20 protein-coding genes are annotated in these 21,890 nt (G+C 70.2%); 18 read left to right on the forward strand and 2 right to left on the reverse strand.

Going from position 1 to position 21,890, the window contains the following annotated elements; translation table 11 throughout:
• Nucleotides 1-49 precede the first annotated feature (49 nt).
• From eno to ACERZO_RS06795, 14 genes are all read left to right on the forward strand, one after another.
• Nucleotides 50-1,336, forward strand: a complete 1,287-nt coding sequence (gene eno / locus ACERZO_RS06730) for a phosphopyruvate hydratase (RefSeq protein WP_086865093.1) — start codon at nucleotides 50-52, stop codon at nucleotides 1,334-1,336.
• Nucleotides 1,337-1,588: 252 nt separating this feature from the next.
• Nucleotides 1,589-1,951: an FtsB family cell division protein gene (locus ACERZO_RS06735; RefSeq protein ID WP_364452528.1), complete on the forward strand. Its 363-nt coding sequence runs from the start codon at nucleotides 1,589-1,591 to the stop codon at nucleotides 1,949-1,951.
• A gap of 705 nt (nucleotides 1,952-2,656) precedes the next feature.
• On the forward strand, nucleotides 2,657-3,166 hold the full coding sequence (locus ACERZO_RS06740) for a DUF501 domain-containing protein (RefSeq protein WP_372663347.1): 510 nt from the start codon (nucleotides 2,657-2,659) through the stop codon (nucleotides 3,164-3,166).
• Nucleotides 3,167-3,306: 140 nt separating this feature from the next.
• Entirely contained in the window at nucleotides 3,307-4,485 is a 1,179-nt protein-coding gene (locus tag ACERZO_RS06745) for a lytic transglycosylase domain-containing protein (protein WP_372663349.1), read from the forward strand.
• Nucleotides 4,486-4,494: 9 nt separating this feature from the next.
• On the forward strand, nucleotides 4,495-5,448 hold the full coding sequence (locus ACERZO_RS06750) for a Ppx/GppA phosphatase family protein (RefSeq protein ID WP_372663351.1): 954 nt from the start codon (nucleotides 4,495-4,497) through the stop codon (nucleotides 5,446-5,448).
• Nucleotides 5,449-5,684: 236 nt separating this feature from the next.
• Nucleotides 5,685-7,310: a peptide ABC transporter substrate-binding protein gene (locus tag ACERZO_RS06755; protein ID WP_372663353.1), complete on the forward strand. Its 1,626-nt coding sequence runs from the start codon at nucleotides 5,685-5,687 to the stop codon at nucleotides 7,308-7,310.
• Nucleotides 7,311-7,414: 104 nt separating this feature from the next.
• Nucleotides 7,415-8,344 carry an ABC transporter permease gene (locus ACERZO_RS06760; RefSeq protein WP_372663355.1) on the forward strand — a complete coding sequence of 310 codons (930 nt, stop codon included), beginning with the start codon at nucleotides 7,415-7,417 and terminating at the stop codon, nucleotides 8,342-8,344.
• Nucleotides 8,337-9,290, forward strand: coding sequence for an ABC transporter permease (locus tag ACERZO_RS06765; protein ID WP_372663358.1), 954 nt, complete (start codon nucleotides 8,337-8,339; stop codon nucleotides 9,288-9,290). The genes ACERZO_RS06760 and ACERZO_RS06765 overlap by 8 nt, the downstream gene beginning before the upstream one ends.
• A 6-nt stretch (nucleotides 9,291-9,296) precedes the next feature.
• The gene (locus tag ACERZO_RS06770) at nucleotides 9,297-10,292 is read left to right on the forward strand and encodes an ABC transporter ATP-binding protein (protein WP_372663360.1); all 996 of its coding nucleotides are present in this window, start codon (nucleotides 9,297-9,299) and stop codon (nucleotides 10,290-10,292) included.
• Nucleotides 10,285-11,283 carry an ABC transporter ATP-binding protein gene (locus ACERZO_RS06775; RefSeq protein ID WP_372663363.1) on the forward strand — a complete coding sequence of 333 codons (999 nt, stop codon included), beginning with the start codon at nucleotides 10,285-10,287 and terminating at the stop codon, nucleotides 11,281-11,283. Before ACERZO_RS06770 ends, ACERZO_RS06775 begins: the two co-directional genes overlap by 8 nt.
• Before the next feature lie 103 nt (nucleotides 11,284-11,386).
• Complete coding sequence (locus tag ACERZO_RS06780) at nucleotides 11,387-13,078, forward strand: S8 family serine peptidase (protein ID WP_372664582.1); 1,692 nt, start codon at nucleotides 11,387-11,389, stop codon at nucleotides 13,076-13,078.
• Between the two features lie 104 nt (nucleotides 13,079-13,182).
• Nucleotides 13,183-13,977, forward strand: coding sequence for a hypothetical protein (locus tag ACERZO_RS06785; protein ID WP_372663365.1), 795 nt, complete (start codon nucleotides 13,183-13,185; stop codon nucleotides 13,975-13,977).
• Nucleotides 13,978-14,025: 48 nt separating this feature from the next.
• Entirely contained in the window at nucleotides 14,026-14,811 is a 786-nt protein-coding gene (locus ACERZO_RS06790) for a hypothetical protein (RefSeq protein ID WP_372663367.1), read from the forward strand.
• Nucleotides 14,808-15,575 carry a hypothetical protein gene (locus tag ACERZO_RS06795; protein WP_372663369.1) on the forward strand — a complete coding sequence of 256 codons (768 nt, stop codon included), beginning with the start codon at nucleotides 14,808-14,810 and terminating at the stop codon, nucleotides 15,573-15,575. The genes ACERZO_RS06790 and ACERZO_RS06795 overlap by 4 nt, the downstream gene beginning before the upstream one ends.
• Here ACERZO_RS06795 and ACERZO_RS06800 read toward each other — a convergent pair.
• The gene (locus tag ACERZO_RS06800) at nucleotides 15,553-17,046 is read right to left on the reverse strand and encodes a S10 family peptidase (RefSeq protein ID WP_372663371.1); all 1,494 of its coding nucleotides are present in this window, start codon (nucleotides 17,044-17,046) and stop codon (nucleotides 15,553-15,555) included. The genes ACERZO_RS06795 and ACERZO_RS06800 overlap by 23 nt on opposite strands.
• A gap of 31 nt (nucleotides 17,047-17,077) precedes the next feature.
• Between ACERZO_RS06800 and ACERZO_RS06805 the strand changes: the two genes are divergently transcribed.
• The 4 genes from ACERZO_RS06805 (at nucleotide 17,078) to ACERZO_RS06820 (ending at nucleotide 21,359) form a co-directional block, all read left to right on the forward strand.
• The gene (locus tag ACERZO_RS06805) at nucleotides 17,078-17,737 is read left to right on the forward strand and encodes an endonuclease V (RefSeq protein ID WP_372663373.1); all 660 of its coding nucleotides are present in this window, start codon (nucleotides 17,078-17,080) and stop codon (nucleotides 17,735-17,737) included.
• Nucleotides 17,734-18,417: a uracil-DNA glycosylase gene (locus ACERZO_RS06810; RefSeq protein ID WP_372663376.1), complete on the forward strand. Its 684-nt coding sequence runs from the start codon at nucleotides 17,734-17,736 to the stop codon at nucleotides 18,415-18,417. Before ACERZO_RS06805 ends, ACERZO_RS06810 begins: the two co-directional genes overlap by 4 nt.
• 84 nt (nucleotides 18,418-18,501) lie before the next feature.
• Nucleotides 18,502-19,836 (forward strand): NAD(P)/FAD-dependent oxidoreductase, encoded by a 1,335-nt coding sequence (locus ACERZO_RS06815; protein ID WP_372663378.1) that lies wholly within the window; start codon nucleotides 18,502-18,504, stop codon nucleotides 19,834-19,836.
• 191 nt (nucleotides 19,837-20,027) lie between these two features.
• Complete coding sequence (locus tag ACERZO_RS06820; protein ID WP_372663380.1) at nucleotides 20,028-21,359, forward strand: ricin-type beta-trefoil lectin domain protein; 1,332 nt, start codon at nucleotides 20,028-20,030, stop codon at nucleotides 21,357-21,359.
• 53 nt (nucleotides 21,360-21,412) lie between these two features.
• Here the strand turns inward: ACERZO_RS06820 and ACERZO_RS06825 are convergent, their stop codons facing one another.
• Entirely contained in the window at nucleotides 21,413-21,691 is a 279-nt protein-coding gene (locus ACERZO_RS06825; RefSeq protein ID WP_372663382.1) for a hypothetical protein, read from the reverse strand.
• Between the last annotated feature and the right edge of the window lie 199 nt (nucleotides 21,692-21,890).

Below are 21,890 nucleotides of genomic sequence, written 5' to 3' on the forward strand. Positions count from 1 at the left end.
GGCTAGGCTGGGCACGAAACCGCAGGCACGACGCACCGAGGAGCATGGCGTGGCTCTCATCGAGCAGGTAGGCGCGCGCGAGATTCTGGACTCGCGTGGCAACCCGACGGTCGAGGTGGAGGTGGCCCTCGACGACGGCACGCTGGCGCGGGCCGCGGTCCCGTCGGGTGCGTCGACCGGTGAGCACGAAGCGGTCGAGCTGCGGGACGGCGACACCGGCCGCTACAACGGCAAGGGCGTCGAGCGCGCGGTCGCCGCGGTGCTCGACGAGATCGGCCCGGAGATGGTCGGCATCGAGGCCGTCGACCAGCGGATCGTCGACCAGAAGCTGGTCGACCTCGACGGCACGCCGGCGAAGTCCCGCCTCGGCGCGAACGCCATCCTCGGCGTCTCGCTGGCCGTCGCGAAGGCCGCCGCGGAGTCGGCCGAGCTGGAGCTGTTCCGCTACCTGGGCGGCCCGAACGCGCACGTGCTGCCGGTGCCGATGCTGAACATCCTCAACGGCGGTTCGCACGCGGACAGCAACGTCGACGTCCAGGAGTTCATGATCGCGCCGATCGGCGCGGAGACCTTCCGCGAGGCCCTGCGCTGGGGCGCCGAGGTCTACCACTCGCTGAAGTCGGTGCTGAAGGGCCGCGGCCTCTCGACCGGTCTCGGCGACGAAGGCGGCTTCGCGCCGAACCTGGCGAACAACCGCGAGGCGCTCGACCTGATCCTGCAGGCCATCGAGAAGGCCGGCTACACCCCGGGCCGCGACGTCGCGCTCGCCCTCGACGTCGCCGCGACGGAGTTCTTCGCCGACGGCGCGTACACCTTCGAAGGCAGCAAGAAGAGCGCGGAGCAGATGTCGGCCTACTACGCCGAACTGCTGCGCGACTACCCGCTCGTGTCCATCGAGGACCCGCTGAGCGAGGACGACTGGGACGGCTGGGTCACCCTGACCGCCGAGGTCGGCGAGAAGGTCCAGATCGTCGGCGACGACCTGTTCGTCACCAACCCGGACCGCCTCGAGGAGGGCATCACCCGCCGCGCCGCCAACGCGCTGCTGGTGAAGGTCAACCAGATCGGCACCCTGTCGGAGACGCTCGACGCGATTTCGCTGGCGACGTCGTTCGGCTACAAGTCGATGATGAGCCACCGCTCCGGCGAGACCGAGGACACGTTCATCGCGGACCTGGCGGTCGCGACCGGCGTCGGCCAGATCAAGACCGGTGCCCCGGCCCGCGGCGAGCGGATCGCCAAGTACAACCAGCTGCTGCGCATCGAGGAGACCCTCGGTGACGCCGCCCGGTACGCCGGCGAGCTGGCCTTCCCGCGGTTCAGCGCCGAGGGCTGATCGCCGATGGCGGACCGGGGGAGGACGACGCGCGGACGTCGCGGCAACGGCGGGGCCGCACGGGCCGGCGGGGCTTCGCGAGCCCGCCGGCCCGAAGCCGCGCGCGCCGGGAGCCCGGGCTCCCGGCCACCCCGGACCGCCGACGGCACGACCGCGGCGCGGCGCCGCACCGGCGACGCGGACACCACCCGGGCCCGGTTGCGCCGGAGCCTGGCGGCGAAGCGCGCGTCCGGTGCGGCGAAGGTGCTCGGCATGTCCACCACCCGCCGCGCGGCGGTGGTGGCGATCGTGGTGTGCGCGCTGGCGTTCACCATCGCCGTGCCCCTGCGGACATACCTCGCCCAGCGGACCGAGATCCGCGAGCAGCAGGCGCAGCAGGCCCAGCTGCAGCAGACGGTCGCCCAGCTCCAGGGCCGCAAGGCCGAGCTGAGCGACCCGGCGCAGATCGAGGCGGAGGCCCGGCGGCGGCTGCGGTACGTCAAGCCGGGCGAGACGCCGTACATCGTCCAGTTGCCGGAGGACAAGGCCCCGGACGCGGCGCCGCAGCAGGGACAGCAGCCGGCCGCGGCGGGCTCCTGGTACGAGAACCTCTGGAACCAGGTCTCCGGCGGCTGAGGCCCGGGTCGAAATGACGTGAATGACTCATTCATGTCGTCAGGCGACAGGGTCCCGGCAAAGTCGGATCGGTGCGGCCGGTCCGGGAGCCGGTGACGTCATGAACGAGTCGTTCATCTCTCCGGATGCGATGAACGAGTCGTTGATGACCGTCGAAGCTCGGCATCCCGCCGAAATGCCTCTTCGGCCCGGCGTTCCGCGGGCGGGGCGGGAACAGCTGTCCTGTCAAAGCGCCTTCCGGCACCCCGAAGCTGTCATGGTGACTACGGCCGGCAACACCGCGTCAAGGCGGGAAAGATGCCTTGACCCGGCGCTGCCGGCCGTGTTCTGGCTTCGGATCGGGGTGCGGGGGAGTCTGGGTTCTCGTCGGTGCCTGTTCTCGAGGGCCTCTCGCCTTTGGTGTCGGCTTTGTGGCTAGGCGGTGGGCAGTCGTTCAGGCGGCGGTTGGCGGATGGCATGAACGAGTCGTTCACCTCACCGGATGCGATGAACGCGTCGTTCATGACCGCCGAAGCTCGGCATCCTGCCGAAGCGCCTCTTCGGCCCGGCGTTCCGCGGGCGGTGGTGCCCGGCGGAGCATCACCCACCCGACTTTGCCGGAGCCCTGTCGTCAGGCGACATGAATGAGTCATTCACGTCGTCTGGGGGGCGAGCGGGCTCGGGGCGCGGGCCGGGTGATGAGCCGCACGCTCTAACCTGGACCGCGTGAACAGCACGCAGCAGCACCGGTACGAGCCCGTCACCGACGCCGACCGCGAGATCATCGCGGAGCAGCTCGGACGGCCGCCGCGGGCGCTGCGGGCCGTCGCCGCGCGGTGCCCCAGCGGGCACCCCTCCGTGGTGCAGACCAGTCCGCGGCTGGAGAACGGCACGCCGTTCCCGACGCTCTACTACCTGACCTGCCCCAAGCTGAACTCGATGATCGGCACCATCGAGGCCTCCGGGCTGATGAAGGAGATGACCGAGCGGCTCTCCACCGATCCCGAGCTGGCCGCGCAGTACCAGCGTTGCCACGAGACCTACCTCGCCGAGCGCGACGCGATCGAGCCGCTCGGCCACCAGGTCACCGCCGGGGGCATGCCCGGCCGGGTCAAGTGCCTGCACGTGCACGTCGCCCACGCGCTCGCGGTCGGTCCCGGCGTGAACCCGTTCGGTGACGAGACGCTGGAGCTGCTTAAGGCGAACGGGTGGCCCTCGGGGGACTGCGCCGCGTAACGCTCGCGCGTCGTGAACAGATAACTGGTCTGGGTGAGCGAAAACCCCATTCGGAACTCTCGAAGGGGTGAAACCTTGCGTCGGGTACGGCAGGCTGTCTCCCGAGCGGGTGACCGATCCGGCCAGGAGGGCTCTGAGACATGCGCGTGCGGCGGCTGCCTGACGCAGTCGGGAGTCACACCCGAAGATTCGGGCTCCGCCACCGCACCGCGTTCCCCCTGATCACCGGCATCTTCGCGGTGCTCCCGGCGGTGGCCGCCGGCGGCGGCACCCTCGGCTGGCTCGGCGGCACCGGTGACCACACCCGCGACGCCGCCCTCGGCCAGGGCTACGACCCCGGCAACGCCGCCCTCCAGCAGATCGCCGTCGACGGCACCCTCCCCGGCGCGCCCACCCCGCTGCCGCTCCCGGCGTACGAGCTGCCCGACGGTCCCCTCGGCATCCCGGCCACCGCGCTCGCCGCGTACAAGAACGCCGCCGACGTCCTCGGGCGCGAGCTGCCCGCGTGCCACATCGACTGGGCGCTGATCGCCAGCATCGGCCGCATCGAGTCCAACCACGCGCGCGGCGGGTACGTCGACGCGGCCGGCACCACCCGCGAACCGATCCTCGGCCCCGAGCTCAACGGCCAGGGCGGGTTCGCCGCGATCCCGGACACCGACCGCGGCGAGCTCGACACGGACCCGGTGTGGGACCGCGCGGTCGGCCCGACGCAGTTCATCCCCGCGACGTGGAAGGGCTACGCCTCCGACGGCAACGGCGACGGCAAGTCCGACCCGAACAACATCTTCGACGCGGCGCTGGCGACCGGCCGCTACCTCTGTTCCGGCGGCTTCGACCTGGCGAACCCGGACCAGCTGCGCGGCGCGATCTACCGGTACAACAACTCCGACACGTACGTGAACACCGTGATCCTGTGGGCCGAGGCCTACCGCAACGGGATCATGCAGGTGCCGGACAGCACCGTGCCGGTCGGCGCGCCCAACGCGGCGGCCCTGCCCGCGCCGCCGGCGATCCCGCCCCCGCCGGTCCCGACGACGACGCCGCCGGTGCCGACGACGACCCCGACCAAGCCGGGCACGACTTCGACCGGCCCGACCACGTCGAAGCCGTCCTGCGCTCCGCCGACCACGACGGTCACGACCACGACCGAAACGTCCACGACGACCACCCCACCGCCGTCCCCGCCGACGACGACCGGCTCGGGTGATCCCACGCCGAACCCGACGACCACGCCGCCGCCCCCGACGTGCGGGACGATCACCTCGACGACCACGACCACGACGACCACGACCGTGGGGCCGCCACCCGCCGGTTAGGGTGATCGCATGCCTCGTGTTGCCGCGATCGACTGTGGGACCAACTCCATCCGCCTGCTCGTCGCCGAGCTGACGCCGCGCCACGACGGCACGGTCGACCTGCGCGACCTGCACCGCGAGATGCGGATCGTCCGGCTCGGCCAGGGCGTCGACGCCACCGGGCAGCTGGCGCCCGAGGCCATCGAACGCACCCGGGCCGCGCTCGCCGACTACACGATCGCCGCGCGGCGCAAGGGCGTCGAGAAGGTGCGGATGGTCGCCACGTCCGCGACCCGCGACGCGAAGAACCGCGACGACTTCTTCCGCATGACCCGCGAGACCCTCGGCGTCGAGGCCGAGGTGATCACCGGCGACGAGGAGGCGCGGCTGTCCTTCACCGGCGCGGTGGGCGAGCAGGACCCGGACGACGGCCCGTTCGTGGTGGCCGACGTCGGCGGCGGCTCGACCGAGCTGGTCCTCGGCACGTGGGACGGCCGCCAGGCGGAGGTGCTCGCCGCGAAGTCGGTCGACATCGGCTGCGTCCGCATCACCGAGCGCGCGCTGAAGAGCGACCCGCCGGCCGCGGACGAGATCGCCACCGCCCGCGACCTGGCGGGCAAGGTGCTGACGGAGGCGTTCGACGTGGTCGACGTCGCGCGCGCCCGCACGTGGGTGGGCGTGGCGGGCACGGTGACGACGCTGTCGGCGATCGCGCTGGGGCTGCCGGAGTACGACAGCGAGCGCGTCCACCTGTCCACTTTGAGCCCGGCGGACATCGACCGGCTGGCCTCGCGGCTGCTGTCGGAGAACCACGCGCAGCGAGCGGCCAACCCGGTGATCCACCCGGGCCGGGTGGACGTGATCGGCGGCGGCGCGGTGGTGGTCCAGACCCTGGCCGAGCAACTGGCGGCCCGGGGCGGCCCGACCGAGCTGGTGGTCAGCGAGCACGACATCCTCGACGGCATCGCGCTCTCGCTGGCCTGACCGACCGTTCGGCCGCCCCAAAAGACTTGCGCCACAAGGGAACCGTGGGTGAGCGCCTGATGACCACCTGTCCGCGCTAGGCCGTCCGGAGTATCCGGATTCCTACGTTGGTTGTGCTCCAACCAGGTGGTCCCGACGACCGTCACACATTTGCAACACCGCAGTCCTGTGATCAGCTTCCCGCCCCCCGATAGCGTGCGTCTCACCTTTCGGACACACCGGATATGGAGGGGATCATGCGTCGTTCGCGCAGGCTCTGGGGACCCACGGTGGTGATGACTTCGCTGGCACTCGTGCTCGCCGCGTGCGGTGGCGGGTCGGGCAGTTCCGCGGGAGCCGGCGAGACAAACCCGGACGGCGCCGTCAGCGTCTACGGCACCGAACCGCAGAACGCGCTGGTCCCGACGAACATCAACGACCTCGGCGGCACCAAGGCGATCCAGGTCATGTTCGCCACGCTCGTCGGCTTCAAGGGCGCGGACGCCAAGCCGTTCAACCTGATGGCCGACTCGATCACGACGACCGACTCCAAGGTCTACGACATCAAGATCAAGCAGGGCTGGAAGTTCCACGACGGCACCGAGGTGAAGGCGCACAACTTCATCGACGCCTGGAACTACGGCGCCTACGCCCCGAACGGCCAGCTCAACACCGACTTCTTCTCGAACATCCAGGGGTACAAGGACGTCCACCCCGCGGACGAGAACGCCAAGCCGGCCACGGACAAGATGTCCGGCCTGGTGCCGAAGGGCGACTACGAGTTCCAGGTCACCCTGGACGCGCCGTTCTCCGTGTTCGACATCAAGGTCGGCTACCAGGCGTTCGCGCCGCTGCCCGACGCGTTCTTCAAGGACCCCAAGGGCTTCGAGCAGCACCCCATCGGCAACGGCCCGATGAAGTTCGTCTCGCGGACGCCGAACCAGGACATCAAGCTCACCCGCAACGACGACTACAAGGGTGACGACAAGGTCCACTTCAAGGACCTCGACATCAAGATCTACTCGAGCCAGGAGACCGCCTACCAGGACCTCCTGAGCGGACGGCTCGACTTCATGGAGGCGCTGCCGCCGTCGGCGGTCGCGGGCGGCAAGTACAAGTCCGACCTCGGCGACCGGCTCGTCACCGGCCACCTGCTCGGCATCAGCACCATCGCCGTGCCGTACTACGTGCCCGGCTACAACAACCTGGAGCTGCGCAAGGCCATCTCGATGGCGATCGACCGCGCGCAGATCACCAAGACCGTCATGAACGACACCTACGTGCCCGCCGACGGCTACATCGCCCAGGGCATCGAGGGTGGACGGCCCGGTGTCTGCCAGTTCTGCAAATTCGACCCGGCGGCGGCCAAGGAGGCCTTCCAGAAGTCCGGGTTCACCGGCAAGCTGACCATCGCGTCCAATGCGGACGGTGGTCGCAAGGAGCCGCTGGTCGCGGCGTGCAACAGCATCAAGAACACCCTCGGCGTCGAGTGCGACTTCGTGCCGGCCACCGACTTCGGCCAGTGGCGCAGCATCGTCACCAGCAAGAAGCTGACCGGCATGGGCCGTTCCGACTGGTCGGCGGACTACCCGTCCATCGAGGACTTCCTCAACCCGATCTACAAGACCGGCGGGTCCTCGAACGACTCCAGCTACTCGAACCCGCAGGTCGACGCGCTCCTCGCGCAGGCGGACGCCACCGCCGACAAGGCCGCCGCGGTCAAGCTGTACCAGCAGGCCGAGGACCTGATCGCGAAGGACCTGCCGTCGATCCCGGTCTGGGACGAAAAGGGCGTCGCGGCGAAGTCGAAGAACCTCAAGTCCGCGGCGCTGGACTTCCGCCGCATGCCGGACTACCCGTCCATCGAGGTCCTGAAGAAGTAGTGACGCGCTGATCGACCGCACCCACCACACGCCGTCGTGAGTGAGAAACAGTGTTCCAACCCTGTTTCTCACTCACGACGGCCGGCGCGCACTAGGAACTCGTCATGATCCGCTACGTCCTGCGACGGCTGCTCCAGCTGATCCCGGTGTTCTTCGGCACCACCTTCCTCATCTACGTCCTGGTCTGGGCCGTGCCCGGCGACCCGTTCTCCGGCAAGTGCGGCCAGGCCGCCTGCCCGCCGGCCTACATCGCCCAGATGACCGAGAAGTTCCACCTCGACGACAACATCTTCGTGCAGTACTTCAAGTACCTCGGGAGCCTGTTCACCGGCGACTGGGGCGAGACCTTCAACGGCACCTCCGTCGGCGAGCTGATCGCCACGTCCTACCCGATCACGCTGCGCCTGGCCGTGATCGCCGTGGTCATCGAGGCCCTCATCGGACTGACCGCCGGCGTGCTGACCGGCCTGCGCGGCAAGGGTTTCCTCGACAACCTGGTCCTGGTCTCGACGACGTTCCTGATCTCGCTGCCGGTCTTCGTGACGGCGATCGTGCTGCAGCTCGCCCTGGGCAGCAACGGTCTCGGCCTGATCGAGGCCAGCGTGTCGGACGACCCGGGCATCGGCGAGCTGATCGTCCCCGGCATCGCGCTCGGCAGCCTGTCGATGGCCTACGTCGCCCGGCTGGCGAGAACGAGCATCGCCGAGAACCGCCGCGCCGACTACGTGCGGACGGCGATCGCGAAGGGCCAGCCGCAGAGCCGGGTCGTGCTCGTCCACCTGCTGCGCAACTCGGTGATCCCGGTGCTGACGTTCCTCGGCACCGACCTCGGCGCCCTGATGGGCGGCGCGATCGTCACCGAAGGCGTGTTCAACATCAACGGCCTGGGCGGGCTCATCTTCCGCGGCATCCAGAACCGGGAGAGCGCGACCGTCGTCGGCGTCGTCGTCCTGCTGGTGCTGGTGTACCTGCTGATGAGCCTGATCGTCGACCTGCTCTACGCCGTTCTCGACCCGAGGATCCGCTATGACTGACCCGAACCTGGTGGGCGGCGGCGGGGCCGACGCGGCCGAGCTGTCCCGCGTCGACGACTCCGCCACCGGCCCGCAGAAACCCCGCAGCCTGTGGAGCGACGCCTGGCGCCAGCTGCGGCGCAAGCCGGCGTTCGTCGCGTCGGCCGTGATCATCCTGCTGATCGTGCTGATCGCGATCGCGCCCGGCCTGTTCAGCTCGCGCGAGGCGGGTTTCAGCGACCTCGCGCACGCCAACGAAGGCCCGTCGGCGGACGCCTGGTTCGGCTACGACAACCAGGGCCAGGACGTCTACGCCCGCACCATCTACGGCACCCGCGCGTCGGTGCTGGTCGGGGTGTTCGCGACGCTGCTGACCGTCCTCATCGGCTCGATCGTCGGGATCCTGGCCGGCTACTACGGCCGGATCGTGGACAGCCTGCTGTCGCGCTTCGGCGACATCTTCGCCGGCCTGCCGTTCGTGCTCGGCGCGATCGTCATCCTGACGACGTTCAACGCGCCCGGCTCGAACCCCGGCGCGGTCACCATCATCGTCCAGGTGGTCTGCTCGATCGCGGTGCTGAGCTGGCCGGTCGCCATGCGCATCATGCGGTCGGCGACGCTGGTGGCCAAGCAGCTCGACTACGTCAAGGCCGCGCGCGGCCTCGGCGCGAGCACGCCGCGGATCATCTTCCGCCACCTGCTGCCGAACACGCTCGCGCCGGTGCTCGTGTACGCGACCATCGCGCTCGGCGCGTTCATCGGCGCCGAAGCGACGCTGGCCTACCTCGGCATCGGCGTGCGCCCGCCGGTGATCTCGTGGGGCGTGATGATCAGCGACTCGCGGGACTACTTCCGCAACGACCCGCACATGCTGCTGTTCCCCGGCGCCTTCGTCACCCTGACCGTGCTGGCCTTCGTGATGCTGGGCGACGGCATCCGCGACGCGCTCGATCCGAAGTCGAGGTAGATCCTCTTGTCCGACAACGAACTCCTGCTCGAAGTAGAGGACCTGCACGTCGAGTTCCGGACGTCCGACGGCGTGGCCAACGTCCTCAACGGCGTCGGCTACTCGGTGCACGCCGGGGAAACCCTGGCGGTGCTGGGCGAATCCGGTTCCGGGAAGAGCGTCACCGCGCAGACGGTGATGGGGATCCTCGACATGCCACCGGGCGTGATCACCGCCGGTGCCGTCCGCTGGCGCGGCGAGGACCTGCTGACCGCGTCCGACGAACGCCGCCGCGAAGTGCGCGGCAGCGAGATCGCGATGATCTTCCAAGACGCGCTTTCCGCGCTGAACCCGGTGTTCACCGTGGGCTTCCAGATCGAGGAACAGCTGCGCGTGCGGCTCGGGATGTCCAAAAAGGATGCCCGGAAGCGGGCGATCGAGCTGCTCGACATCGTCCGCATCCCGGCGGCCGAGCGGCGGATCAAGGACTACCCGCACCAGTTCTCCGGCGGCATGCGCCAGCGCGCGATGATCGCGATGTCGCTGGCGCTCGACCCGGACCTGCTCATCGCCGACGAGCCGACCACCGCCCTCGACGTCACCGTCCAGGCCCAGATCATGGACCTCCTGGGGGAAATCCAGGCCGAGCGGAAGATGGGGCTCGTCCTCATCACCCATGACCTGGGCGTGGTCGCGGAGGTCGCCGACCGGATCGCCGTGATGTACGCGGGCCGGATCGTCGAACAGGCCGACGTGGTCGAGCTGTTCCGCGCGCCGGCCCACCCGTACACCGCCGCCCTGATGGACTCCCTGCCGCGGCTCGACCTCAAAGGACAGACGCTGGAGACCATCAAGGGCCTGCCGCCGAGCCTGCTGGACATCCCGCCGGGCTGCCCGTTCCACCCACGCTGCAAGCGAGCCGAAGCGCGGTGCAGCGAGGAAGTGCCGCCACCGCACGGCATCGGCTTCGGCCGGACCAGCGCGTGCCACTTCGCCGAAGAGGTGGTGAACTCCCGTGCCTGACCCCATCCTCTCCGTCACCGACCTGAAGAAGTACTTCCCGGTCCGCACCGGCATCCTGTTCAAGCGCACGATCGGCCAGGTCAAAGCCGTCGACGGCGTCTCGTTCGACCTGATGCCGGGCGAGACGCTCGGCGTCGTCGGCGAGTCCGGCTGCGGCAAGTCCACGTTGGCCCAGGTGCTGATGCGCCTGGAGGAACCGACTGCCGGGAGCGCGAAGTTCGAGGGCCGGGACATCTTTTCCCTGAAGGGCAACGAACTCCGGAAGCTGCGGCGCGAAATCCAGATCGTGCTGCAGGACCCGTACACGTCGCTGAACCCGCGGATGACCGTCGGCGACATCGTCGGCGAGCCCTTCGAGATCCACCCCGACGTCGCGCCCAAGGGATCGCGCGCGGCGAAGGTGCAGGAGCTGCTGGAAGTCGTCGGGCTCAACCCCGAGCACCTCAACCGCTACCCGCACCAGTTCTCCGGCGGGCAGCGCCAGCGCATCGGCATCGCGCGGGCGCTGGCGCTGCGGCCCAAGGTGATCATCTGCGACGAGCCGGTGTCCGCATTGGACGTCTCGATCCAGGCGCAGGTGATGAACCTGCTCGGCGACCTGCAGACCGAGTTCGGGCTGTCGTACGTGTTCATCGCCCACGACCTGTCCGTGGTGCGGCACCTGTCCAACCGGGTCGCCGTGATGTACCTCGGCAAGATCGTCGAGATCGGGACGGACGAGGAGATCTACGAACGACCGTCCCACCCGTACACCCAGGCGCTGCTGTCGGCGGTGCCGGTGGCCGACCCGGCCGTGCGCGGACAGCGGCAGGTGATCCGGCTGACCGGCGACGTGCCGAGTCCCCTGGATCCCCCGTCCGGGTGCCGGTTCCGCACGCGCTGCTGGAAAGCGCAGGACAGGTGCGCGACCGAGGTCCCGGAGCTGGTGCCCAGGACGGACGGCCACTTGTCAGCTTGTCACTTCGCGGAGCAGAAGTCGGTTGTTCCATAACGTACGTTTGGCCGTTGTTTGCGCTATGTCCGATCTATACGGTGCAGGAACCGCTTTCCCGAGGAGGAGAATCGTGAAGAGACCCAGGCTTCTCGCCGCGGCCATGGCCGTCCCGCTGTTCGGGGCGATCTCGGCCGTCGCGGTCCCGGTCGCGTCGGCGCAGCCCGCGCTGTCCGGCCCGGCGACCGAGTTCACCGTGCTCGCCAAGGACACGCAGAGCATCGGCACCGCCCAGCAGGCGATCAAGGCCGCCGGCGGCACCGTGCTGGAGACCAACACCGCCGTCGGTCTCATCAAGGCCAGCGCCCCGGCCACCGGGTTCACCGAGCGCGTCTCGGCGAACCGGGCCGTGTTCGGCGCGGCCAAGTCGCAGGTCATCGGCTCGCTGCCGAAGAACGGCAAGAAGGCCAAGAGCGACAACGCCGAGAAGGAAGGCCGCGGCGCCACGTCGAAGAAGGCCGCCGCCAACAAGGCTGTCGGGATGGACCCGCTGGACGACCAGCTCTGGGGCCTCAAGTCCGTCCGCTCCGACCTCTCGCGCACCAAGCAGGCCGGCAGCAAGCAGGTCAAGGTCGGCGTCATCGACACCGGCATCGACGGCACGCACCCGGACATCGCGCCGAACTTCGACGCGGCCGACTCGCGCAACTTCACCAAGGACATCCCGTTCGACGTCAACGGCGTCGAGGTCGACGGGCCCTGTGAGTTCCGCGGCTGCGTCGACCCGGCCAACCACGACGACGGCGGCCACGGCACGCACGTCGCCGGCACCATCGCCGCCGCGGCCAACGGCTTCGGCGTCTCGGGCGTCGCGCCGAACGTGACGCTGGTGAACATCCGCGCCGGCCAGGACTCGGGGTACTTCTTCCTGCAGCCGACCGTCGACGCGCTGACCTACGCCGGCGACGCGGGCATCGACGTCGTCAACATGTCGTTCTACACCGACCCGTGGCTGTACAACTGCACGGCGAACCCGGCGGACTCGCCCGCGGAGCAGGCCGAGCAGCGCACGATCATCGAGGCGACCCAGCGCGCGCTGAACTACGCGCACCGCAAGGGCGTCACGATGGTGGTCGCGCTGGGCAACCAGCACACCGACCTCGGCGCGCCGCAGCCGGACACCACCAGCCCGGACTACCCGGCGAACGCGACGCACCCGCGCACGATCGACAACAACTCGTGCCTCAACCTGCCGGTCGAGGGCAACCACACGATCGGCGTCGGCTCGTTCGGGCCGTCGCAGGCGAAGGCGGACTACTCGAACTACGGCACCGAGCAGATCTCGGTTTCCGCGCCGGGCGGGTACTTCCGCGACGGTTTCGGCACGCCGTGGTTCCGCACGGTCGAGAACGAGATCCTCTCGACGTACCCGAAGAACGTGGGTGTCGCCGAGGGCAACATCGACGCGGACGGCAACGTGACGCCGGACGGTGTCGCACTGGGCATCCAGAAGGCGACGGCGGCGGACGGCCGGGTCGGCTACTACCAGTGGCTGCAGGGCACGTCGATGGCCACGCCGCACGCGGCGGGCGTCTCGGCGCTGATCGTCTCGCAGTACGGCAAGAAGTCCCACGGCGAGTTCGGCCTGGACCCGGACAAGGTCCAGCGCGTGCTCGAGGGCACGGCGACGGAGGTGGCCTGCCCGACCCCGCGGACGGTGGACTACATCGACGAAGGCCGCGGTCCGGAGTTCACGGCCACGTGCGTGGGTGACCCGTCGTTCAACGGCTTCTACGGCCACGGCGCGGTCGACGCCTACGCGGCGGTGACGCGCGGTTCGCAGTACCTGAAGTAGGAAGTTCCTCGCGGACGGCCCACCTCCCACCGGAGGTGGGCCGTTTTCGCACGCAACCTTTTCCGGAGCTGCCGCGTGTACCCCGGGACAGGGGGAGGTTTCGGGTGGACGTGCGTGAACCGGCGTTGCCGGTCGATCCGTGGTTGCCGGGCGAGCCGACGCTCGGGGAGGTGGCGGCCGCCCGGGGCTGGCTGGCTCGGCGGGGGGTCCGGGTGTGGCTGCCGACCCGGCTGCTCTCGCTGCGGCTCGGCTCCCGGGAGTGGGCCGCCGGGACGGTGTCGCCGTGGTTCGCGGTCGGCTACGCCGCTCTGGTCGGCACGAACGTTTTCACGGAGGAGATCCCCGGCCGGATAGGGCTGCTCTTCGTCGTGTTCGCCGTCCTGGAGGTGTTCCGTTCGCGGGAGGTCCGGCCCCGGGACGCGGTCGCCGAACACTGGGCGGGCACCGGGAACCCGCCCCCGCTGCGGGAAGCCGCGAGGCAGGTGGGCTGGTGGTACCTGGCCGCCACCGCGGTCACCTTCGTCGGGGGAGCGGCGTTGTGCGCGGCCACGATCGTGGTCGCGCCCTCCTTCGACGTCTACGCGCAGACGTTCGCGCTGGCGGTCGGCGCCGGGGTGACCGCGGCGATCGTCGGCCGGATCCTGCGTGCGCCGGTCATCGCGGAGGATCCCGCGTCGCTGGCCGTGGACGGCCTGCTCCGGAGCCGGGACGCCCACCGCTACGCGCCGCCGGTGGTGTTCGCGTTGGCGGCGATGCCCGTGACGGTGGTCGATCTGCTCGAGCCCGGCCCGCTGGGGTGGTCGGCGCTGGCGTACCTGGCGGTCGCGGCCGGGACCTTCGTGGCCGGCTGGTCGGTGACGCGCCGCCGCAAGCTGCCGCCGGGCTTCTACGGCCGGTAAACCTCTGCGGCGCTTCGCGCGTGTACGTCGAGAGAAGGGGGAGGCCCGATGATCGTGTTGACGGCGGAGGAGCGCGCGGCGGCGAAGTGGCTGAAGCGGCACGGCGTGAGCGTGGCCGAGCCGGCGACGCTGCTGACGGCGCGGTTGAGCCCTCGCGGCGGCAAGAAGGTGCCGGAGGCGTTTCTGCCCGTGTTCGCCGTGACCGCGCTGGTCGCCGCCGGTGCGTTCGCCTACCCGTTCCTGCGGCTCCTTCCCGGGGTGGACGGCACCGACCTCCCGGTCGGTGCGTATGCGGTCATCCCGGCCGTGCTGGTGGCGACCACGGCGTTGCTCCACCGCCGCGCGGGCGATCGGCGGGCAGCCGTCCAGCTGGGCGCCCGGGGCCTGGACCGGCGGCCGCCGCCGTGGCGCGAGGTGGTCGGCGGCTGGTACGTGACGTCGCTGGCGATCACGTTCGGCGGCGGTGCGGTCCTCGCCCTCGCCCTGGCGTGGGGCGGTTCGCTGTGGGCGGTCTTCTGGCTCGTCCTGCTCGCGATCGGCGCCCTGGCGGACGGGGTGCTCCTGGCCTGGATCATCCGCCGGCCCGTCCTGGCCGAGGACGAGGGTTCGCTGGCGGTCGACGTCGTGACGCGGCTGGAAGACGTCCACCACACCATGCCGTCTTCCTTCGCGGTGGCGGTGGTCTTCGACCTCATCGCCGGGAACCCGCCGGGCAGACCGTGGCTCATCGGCTACGTCGTCCTGGCGGTCGCGACGCACGTCCTGGCTTTGTTCACCCAGCGCGCCCGGGTGCCCGCGTTGCCCGCGGACGGCCACTACGGGGTGCCGGCGTGAGCCGCGCGACCGAGCGCGCGGCGGCGCTGCGCTGGCTGGCGAGCCGCGGGCAGCGCGTCACGGCGCCGACGCCGTTCATCGACGCGCTGCTGGCCACGCGCAACTTCACCTCCCGCAGCCTGCTGTGGCTGGTGGTGTTCGGCGTGCCGGTGTTCTTCGCCGGGGTCTTCCACCTGGACGTCTTCGGCGCGAACTGGAGCGCGCTGGTGTACCTCGGCTGCTTGGTGATCGAGCTGTCGGTGTGGCGGTCCGTCCGGTCCGCGCAGCGACGGCTGGCGAAGCAGCTCTCCCCGTGGCCGGGCCCGGCCGGTCGGCCCGGCGGCTGGTTCGTCACGGCCTGCGCACTGGCCTACGGCGGCGGCGTGGCGCTCGCGGTCCCGCTGCTGCCCACCGCGCCGACCTACGCCACCGGCCGGCTGATCCTGCTCGGGGTCCTGGGGCTGTGCGGGGTCCTGATCGTCGTCAGCGTCCTGCGGGCCCCGGTGCTCGCCGTGGACGACGCGTCAGCCGCGGTATACCGGGGACTCCAGGCGGAGAACCTCCACGCGGCGTCGCCCGCCCTGATCGCGGTGCCGCCGCTCTTGGACCTGGTCACGAAGTCGCCGCTGCCGCGCGGGTACGCGCCGCTCCTGGTGGGGTACGCGGCGGTGGTGGTCGCCGCCGAGCTGGTCGCGTACCTGCGGGGCCGCCGCCCGCTGCCACCGGGTCACTACGGCGACCCGGTAGCAGCGCCGACCCGCTTCAGCGGTTGGACGCCTTCTTGACGAACTTCGCGAGGTCCTTCGACTGCTGCACCCGCGTCGGCTCGTGGACGTACATCATGTGCCCGGCCGGGTAGTACGCCGTGTCGATGTTCTCCCGCAGCTCCTCCGGGATCTGCAGGTGAGCGAGCACGTGCTCGGCGGCGTAGTAGGCCGTCGCGCCGTCGTAGTGGCCGAACGCCACGTGGACCCGCAGGTGCGGGTTCGCGCGCATCGCCGCGCTCACCGAGTCCACCACCGACACCGAGCGGCCCTCGAAGTCCGAGTAGGACCACGCCTTGAACGTGTCCTCGTGGATCAGCTCGTACGGCAGGTCGTTCTCGTACCCGAGCTCGGCCCGCACGTAGTGGTTGAACGACGCCGCGTACGCGCCGATCACCCGCGAGATCGACGGGTCGTCGCTCATGTGCTCGCGGCCGCCGTCCGGCTCCCACGTCGTGAAGCGGCCGTCCATCCGGCCGACCGTCAGGCCGCGGTCGCGCAGCAGCTCGGTGAAGAACCGGACGTGCTCGATCCGCAGGTTCACCCGGTCCACATAGGACTCGGTGAGGCCGGTCAGCGAAGCCAGCGTGGCCACCGCCTCGGCCCGGTCCCGGGTGGACAGCCGCGCGCCGCGCGAAAGCACGTACGGCAGGTCCTTCGCCGCGAAGTCCTCGGCGTCGGCGAGGACGTCGTCGAGCGGGCGTTCGCCGTGCAGGCCATGGTAGTGCGCGATGGCCGCGTACGTCGGCACGTACAGCGAGTACGGCAGGTCGTTGCCCTCGGTGAACCGCAGCGTGCCGAGGTCGAGCACGGACGAGATCAGCAACAGGCCGTTGAGGTAGAGCCCGTGCCGCTCCTGCAGGTGCGCGGCCAGCCCGGCGGCGCGCAGCGTGCCGTAGGACTCGCCGGCGAGGAACTTCGGCGACAGCCAGCGCTGGTGGCGCGACACCCAGAGCCGGATGACCTCGCCGACCGACTCGATGTCGCCCTTGAAGCTGTGGAAGTCCTTCGTCTCTTCGCCGCCCGACACGCGCGAGTAGCCGGTCGACACCGGGTCGATGAACACGAGGTCGCTGTGCGCCAGCAGTGTCTCGGGGTTGTCGGCCAGCCCGTACGGCGGCGGCACGAGGTCGTCGACGTCCCCCGACAGCACCCGCCGCGGCCCCAGCAGGCCCATGTGGAGCCAGATGCTCGACGAGCCGGGGCCGCCGTTGAAGGCGAACGTCACCGGCCGCGTGCCCGGGTCGGCGTCGTCGAGGGTGTAGGAGGTGATGAACACCTCCGCCTTCGCCTTGAAGCCCTCGGACTTGCCGTCCTTGACGATCTCCTTGCGGAGCACGATCCGGCCCGCCTTCGCCGTGTACGCGAGCTTCTTGCGCTTCACGGTGAGCGTGTGCTGGGTCGTGACGATGTCGTCGGTCGGTTCGGCCGGGATCTCCGTCGTTTCCGGAGCCTTCTTCTCGGGGGCCTCTTCGGGGGTCGTGTCCGCCATGGCCCCAACCTAGTTGTGGCAGGGTGACTTGGTGCACACCGGGGACTGGCCGAAGACGGCCGAGGAGGCGCTCGCCGTGCAGGAACGGCTGCGCGGCCTCGTCGACCTCGCCGACGACCTCCCGGAACTGCCGCCGACGGTGACCGGCCTCGACGTCGCCTACGACGGCGCCGACAGGATCGCCGCGGCCGTCGTCACCCTGGAAACCGCCGGGCTGACGGTCATCGAGGAGCGGACGCACCGGGCGCGGGCCGTCTTCCCGTACGAACCGGGCCTCTTCGCCTTCCGTGAGCTGCCGCCGCTGCTGGCCGCGCTCGAGCGGCTGGACCACGAGCCGGACGTCCTGGTCTGCGACGGCCACGGCCTCGCCCACCCGCGGCGCTTCGGCCTGGCCTGCCACCTCGGCGTGCTGACCGGGTGGCCCGCGTTCGGCGTCGGCAAGACCCGGTTCGTCGGTTCGCACGGCGTCCCGTTTGCGCCGCGGGGCTCGTCGGTGCCGCTGGTCGACGCCGGGGAAGAGGTCGGCGCGGTGCTGCGGACCCAGGACGGCGTCAAACCGGTTTACGTCTCGGCCGGCCACCGCATCGGCCTGGCGCACGCCTGCCGGCTCACCCTGGCGCTGACTCCGCGCTACCGCCTGCCCGAGACGACGCGGCGCGCCGACCGGCTGTCCCGGGCGGCGCTGCGATGAGGTCCCTCGCCCAGCTCGACACGGCTGTCTCGTCCTGCCGCTCGTGTCCGCGGCTGGTGACCTGGCGCGAGGGCGTCGCGGGCACGAAGGCGGCGTTCCGCGGCGAGGAGTACTGGGCGCGCCCGGTGCCGGGTTTCGGCCCGCCCGACGCGTCGCTCGCGGTCGTCGGCCTGGCCCCCTCGGCCCACGGCGCGAACCGCACCGGCCGGATGTTCACCGGCGACCCGTCGGGCGACTTCCTCTTCCGCGTGCTGCACGAGGTCGGCCTCGCCTCCCAGCCGACGTCCGAGCGCATCGGCGACGGCCTCGAGCTGTACGGCACGCGGCTCGTCTCGCCGGTGCGCTGCGCCCCGCCGGAGAACAAGCCGACGCCGGCCGAGCGCGACACGTGCCGTCCGTGGCTCGCCGAGGAGCTCACGCTGTTACGTCCGACACTGCGCTCGATCGTGGTGCTCGGGGCGTTCGGCTGGCAGGCGTTACTGCCCGTGCTCGCCGAGGCCGGCTGGCCGGTGCCGCAGCCGCGGCCGGCGTTCGCGCACGGCGCCGTCGTGGAGCTGGGCGACCTGCGGCTTTTCGGCTGCTATCACGTCTCGCCGCGCAATGTCCAGACTCGCCGCGTGACCCACGCCATGGTGGCCGACGTGTTCCGCGCCGCGACCTCGGTGACAGGGCCGGACTGAATCGTTACGGAAACCGCAGCGACCCTGGTCACAGCCGGATGGGGCCCCCGAGCGAGGTCGCGGCGAAGGTGTCACCATGAGGACATGGCTGCTGCGAAGTCGAAGTCGGAACCGACTCGGATCCTCGTCCTCGGTGGTGGGTACGTCGGGCTCTACACGGCGTACGGCCTCCAGAAGATGCTCCGGGCCAACGAGGCCTCCGTGACCGTCGTTGACCCGCAGCCCCACATGACCTACGCGCCGTTCCTCCCGGAGGCCGCGGCCGGCGCGATCGAGCCCCGGCACGTGGTCGTGCCGCTGCGGCGGGTGCTCAAGCGCTGCCACGTGCTGACCGCGCGCGTCACCAAGATCGAGAACGACAAGAAGTCCGTCACGGTCGAGGCCGCCGACGGCCACATCGAGCAGCTGGGCTACGACGTCCTGGTCGTCGCGCTCGGCGCCGTCGCGCGCATCCTCCCGATCCCGGGCCTGGTCGAGCAGGGCATCGCCTTCAAGACCATCGGCGAGGCGATCTACCTCCGCAACCACATCATGACCAAGCTCGACGAGGCGGCCAGCACGCTCGACCCCGAGCTGCGCAAGCGCCTGCTGACGTTCACGGTGGTCGGCGGCGGGTTCGCCGGCATCGAGGCGCTGGCCGAGCTCGAGGACATGACCCGGTTCGCGGTGGAGAACTACTACCCGAACATCAAGGTCTCCGACATCCGCTGGGTGCTCGTCGAGGCCGCCGGCCGGATCCTGCCCGAGGTCCGCGAGACCCTCGGCGTGTACACGGTCGAGCAGCTGGAGAAGCGCGGCATCGAGGTGTACCTGTCGACGGCGGCGAAGTCGTTCGAGAACGGCCACGTCGTGCTCTCCGACGGCACGGAGTTCGACACGGACACGATCATCTGGACGGCCGGCGTGAAGGCCAACCCGGTGCTGGTCAACTCGGACCTGCCGCTGGACAAGCGCGGCCGCCTCGAGGCCACGGCCGCGATGCAGGTCGTGGGTCACCCGGACGTGTGGACCGCGGGCGACAACGCGGCGATCCCGGACCTGTCGCGGACCGAAGAGGACCCGACGGCGACGTGCCCGCCGAACGCGCAGCACGCGGTCCGCCAGGCGACGCTGCTGGCGAAGAACATCATCAAGGTCCTGCGCGGCGGCAAGCCGAAGGACTACTTCCACAAGAACCTCGGCGCGGTGGCCAGCCTCGGCCTGCACAAGGGCGTCGCGGACGCGCTGAACCTGAAGATCAAGGGCTTCCCGGCGTGGCTCTTCCACCGCGCGTACCACCTCAAGGCGATGCCGACGTGGAACCGCCGCATCCGCATCCTGTTCGACTGGATCCTGGGTGGGCTGTTCCGGCGTGAGGTCATTTCGCTGGGACAGATCAACAACCCGAAGGACGAGTTCGCGCGCGTCTCGAAGTCCTGACGCTTTTCGTCGTCAGCCCCCGGCCCAGGCTGGGGGCTTTCGTCGTTTTCGGGGCTATTGCAGGGAAATGACCGGCTGTGTGCCGGTGAGCGACATGGTCTGGACAACTGGGCCGGTGAGCGGGTAAACCCTTTCTTCACGACGCGGAATAAGTTTCGCGCCGGCTCCCCACGGTCCCCCTTGGAGCTCCCATGCGCGTTTCCCGTGCCCTCGCGGCGGCGTTGCCCGCCGTCGTGAGTGCCGCCATCCTGGCCGCGACCCCTTCGACCGCCGCCGCGGCGGGTGGCGCGTTCCCCGCCCACTACGCGGCGCCGTACCTGCAGATCAGCGACGCCGACGCCGGCCAGCTGGCCGCCGACATGAACGCGACCGGCACGAAGTTCTACACGCTGGCGTTCCTGACCCCGCAGTCCGGCTGCACGCCGGTGTGGGAGGCGAACGGCACCGGCGTCGGCTCGTTCAAGTCGCAGATCAGCGCACTGCAGGCGGCGGGCGGCAACGTGATCCCGTCGTTCGGCGGCGCCGAAGGCGGCGAGCTGGCCCAGACGTGCACGAACACGGCCGGCCTGACCGCCGCGTACGCGAACGTGGTCAACACCTACGGCACGCCCCGCCTGGACTTCGACATCGAGGGCGGCGTCCTGAACGACACGGCGTCCAACCAGCGCCGCAACTCGGCCCTGGCGGCGCTGCAGCAGCAGAACCCGGCGGTCCAGGTCGACTACACGCTGGCGGTCGACCCGACGGGCATCCCGTCGAACGAGCTGGACCTCCTGCGCGACGCGAAGAGCAAGGGCGTCAAGGTCAGCGTGGTCAACCTGATGGTGATGGACTTCTACGACGGCCAGCCGGTCCTTGGCGACGCCCTGTCGGCGGCCCGGGCATCGGCGTCCCAGCTGGCGAGCCTGTACGGCATTTCGACATCGGCGGCGTACGCGATGATGGGCTTGACGCCGATAGCGGGCCGCAACGACGACGGCGCCCAGTTCAGCCAGTCGGACGCCCAGCAGCTGGAGACGTTCGCGGCCCAGAACGGAGTGGCGGAGCTGTCGTTCTGGGAACTCCAGGACTACGACCGCGCAACGGGCTACGCGTACTCGAGGATCTTCAACGCGATCACGGGCGGCACGACAACGCCGCCGCCTGCTTCCGGCGGAACGATCACGGGCTACGGCGGCAAGTGCGTGGACGTGGCGGGGGCATCGTCGGCGAACGGAACGACAGTGGATCTGTACACGTGCAACGGGACGAACGCCCAGCAATGGACATCTTCCGGTTCTTCGCTTCGAGCACTCGGTAAATGCCTGGACGTGAACGCGGCCGGCACGGCGAACGGAACGCGCGTCCAGCTGTACGACTGCAACGGGACGGGCGCCCAGCAGTGGACGCGGTCGGGCAGCCAGCTGGTGAACCCGGCCTCGGGCAAGTGCTTGGACGCGACGGGCCCGAGCTCGGCGGACGGAACACCGTTGCAGATCTGGACGTGCACGGGAGCGGCGAACCAGTCCTGGACGCTGAACTAGTGCTTACGTGACGAGGCCGGGCCGTCCCGTGACGGCCCGGCCTTTTGTTTCGGCTATCTCGAAGGGCCGCCGCGGCGGCCACGGATCTTCCAGGCCGCCCCGGCCATCGCCGCCGAGCCGCCGAAGCCCGTCAGAGTCTGCCACGAATGGCTGGGCGCCTGGGTCAGGACCAGCAGTACCACGCCCAGCGCGGCCATCCCCAGAAGCGCGAGGGCGGACGCGAGGGCCAGGTAGCGCCGCAGCCTGGCTGTGGATCCAGTTGCCCGGGTCAGGTGCCGGTCGATCACGGTGAGGACGGAGATCGGCTGCCGTCCGGTGTCCTTGCTGGTCATCTCGTCCGCCCTTCGGATTCCGTGTGGGACCGACGGTAGGCCGGGGGGACCGGAAAATTCTTCCTAGCGATCTTGAAAAGCGTTCTAGTGCTGGGGTTGCGCCAGATGGGCGGTCGTGCAAAGGAGGTCGCGCCGAACCGGGTGAAACATTTGGCTCGCGGTCGCCGACTACTTCGCTGACCGCGAACCGGAGGACCTG

It is taken from the genome of Amycolatopsis kentuckyensis (assembly GCF_041679295.1).
In the GTDB taxonomy this organism is placed as follows: Bacteria; Actinomycetota; Actinomycetes; order Mycobacteriales; family Pseudonocardiaceae; genus Amycolatopsis; species Amycolatopsis kentuckyensis_A.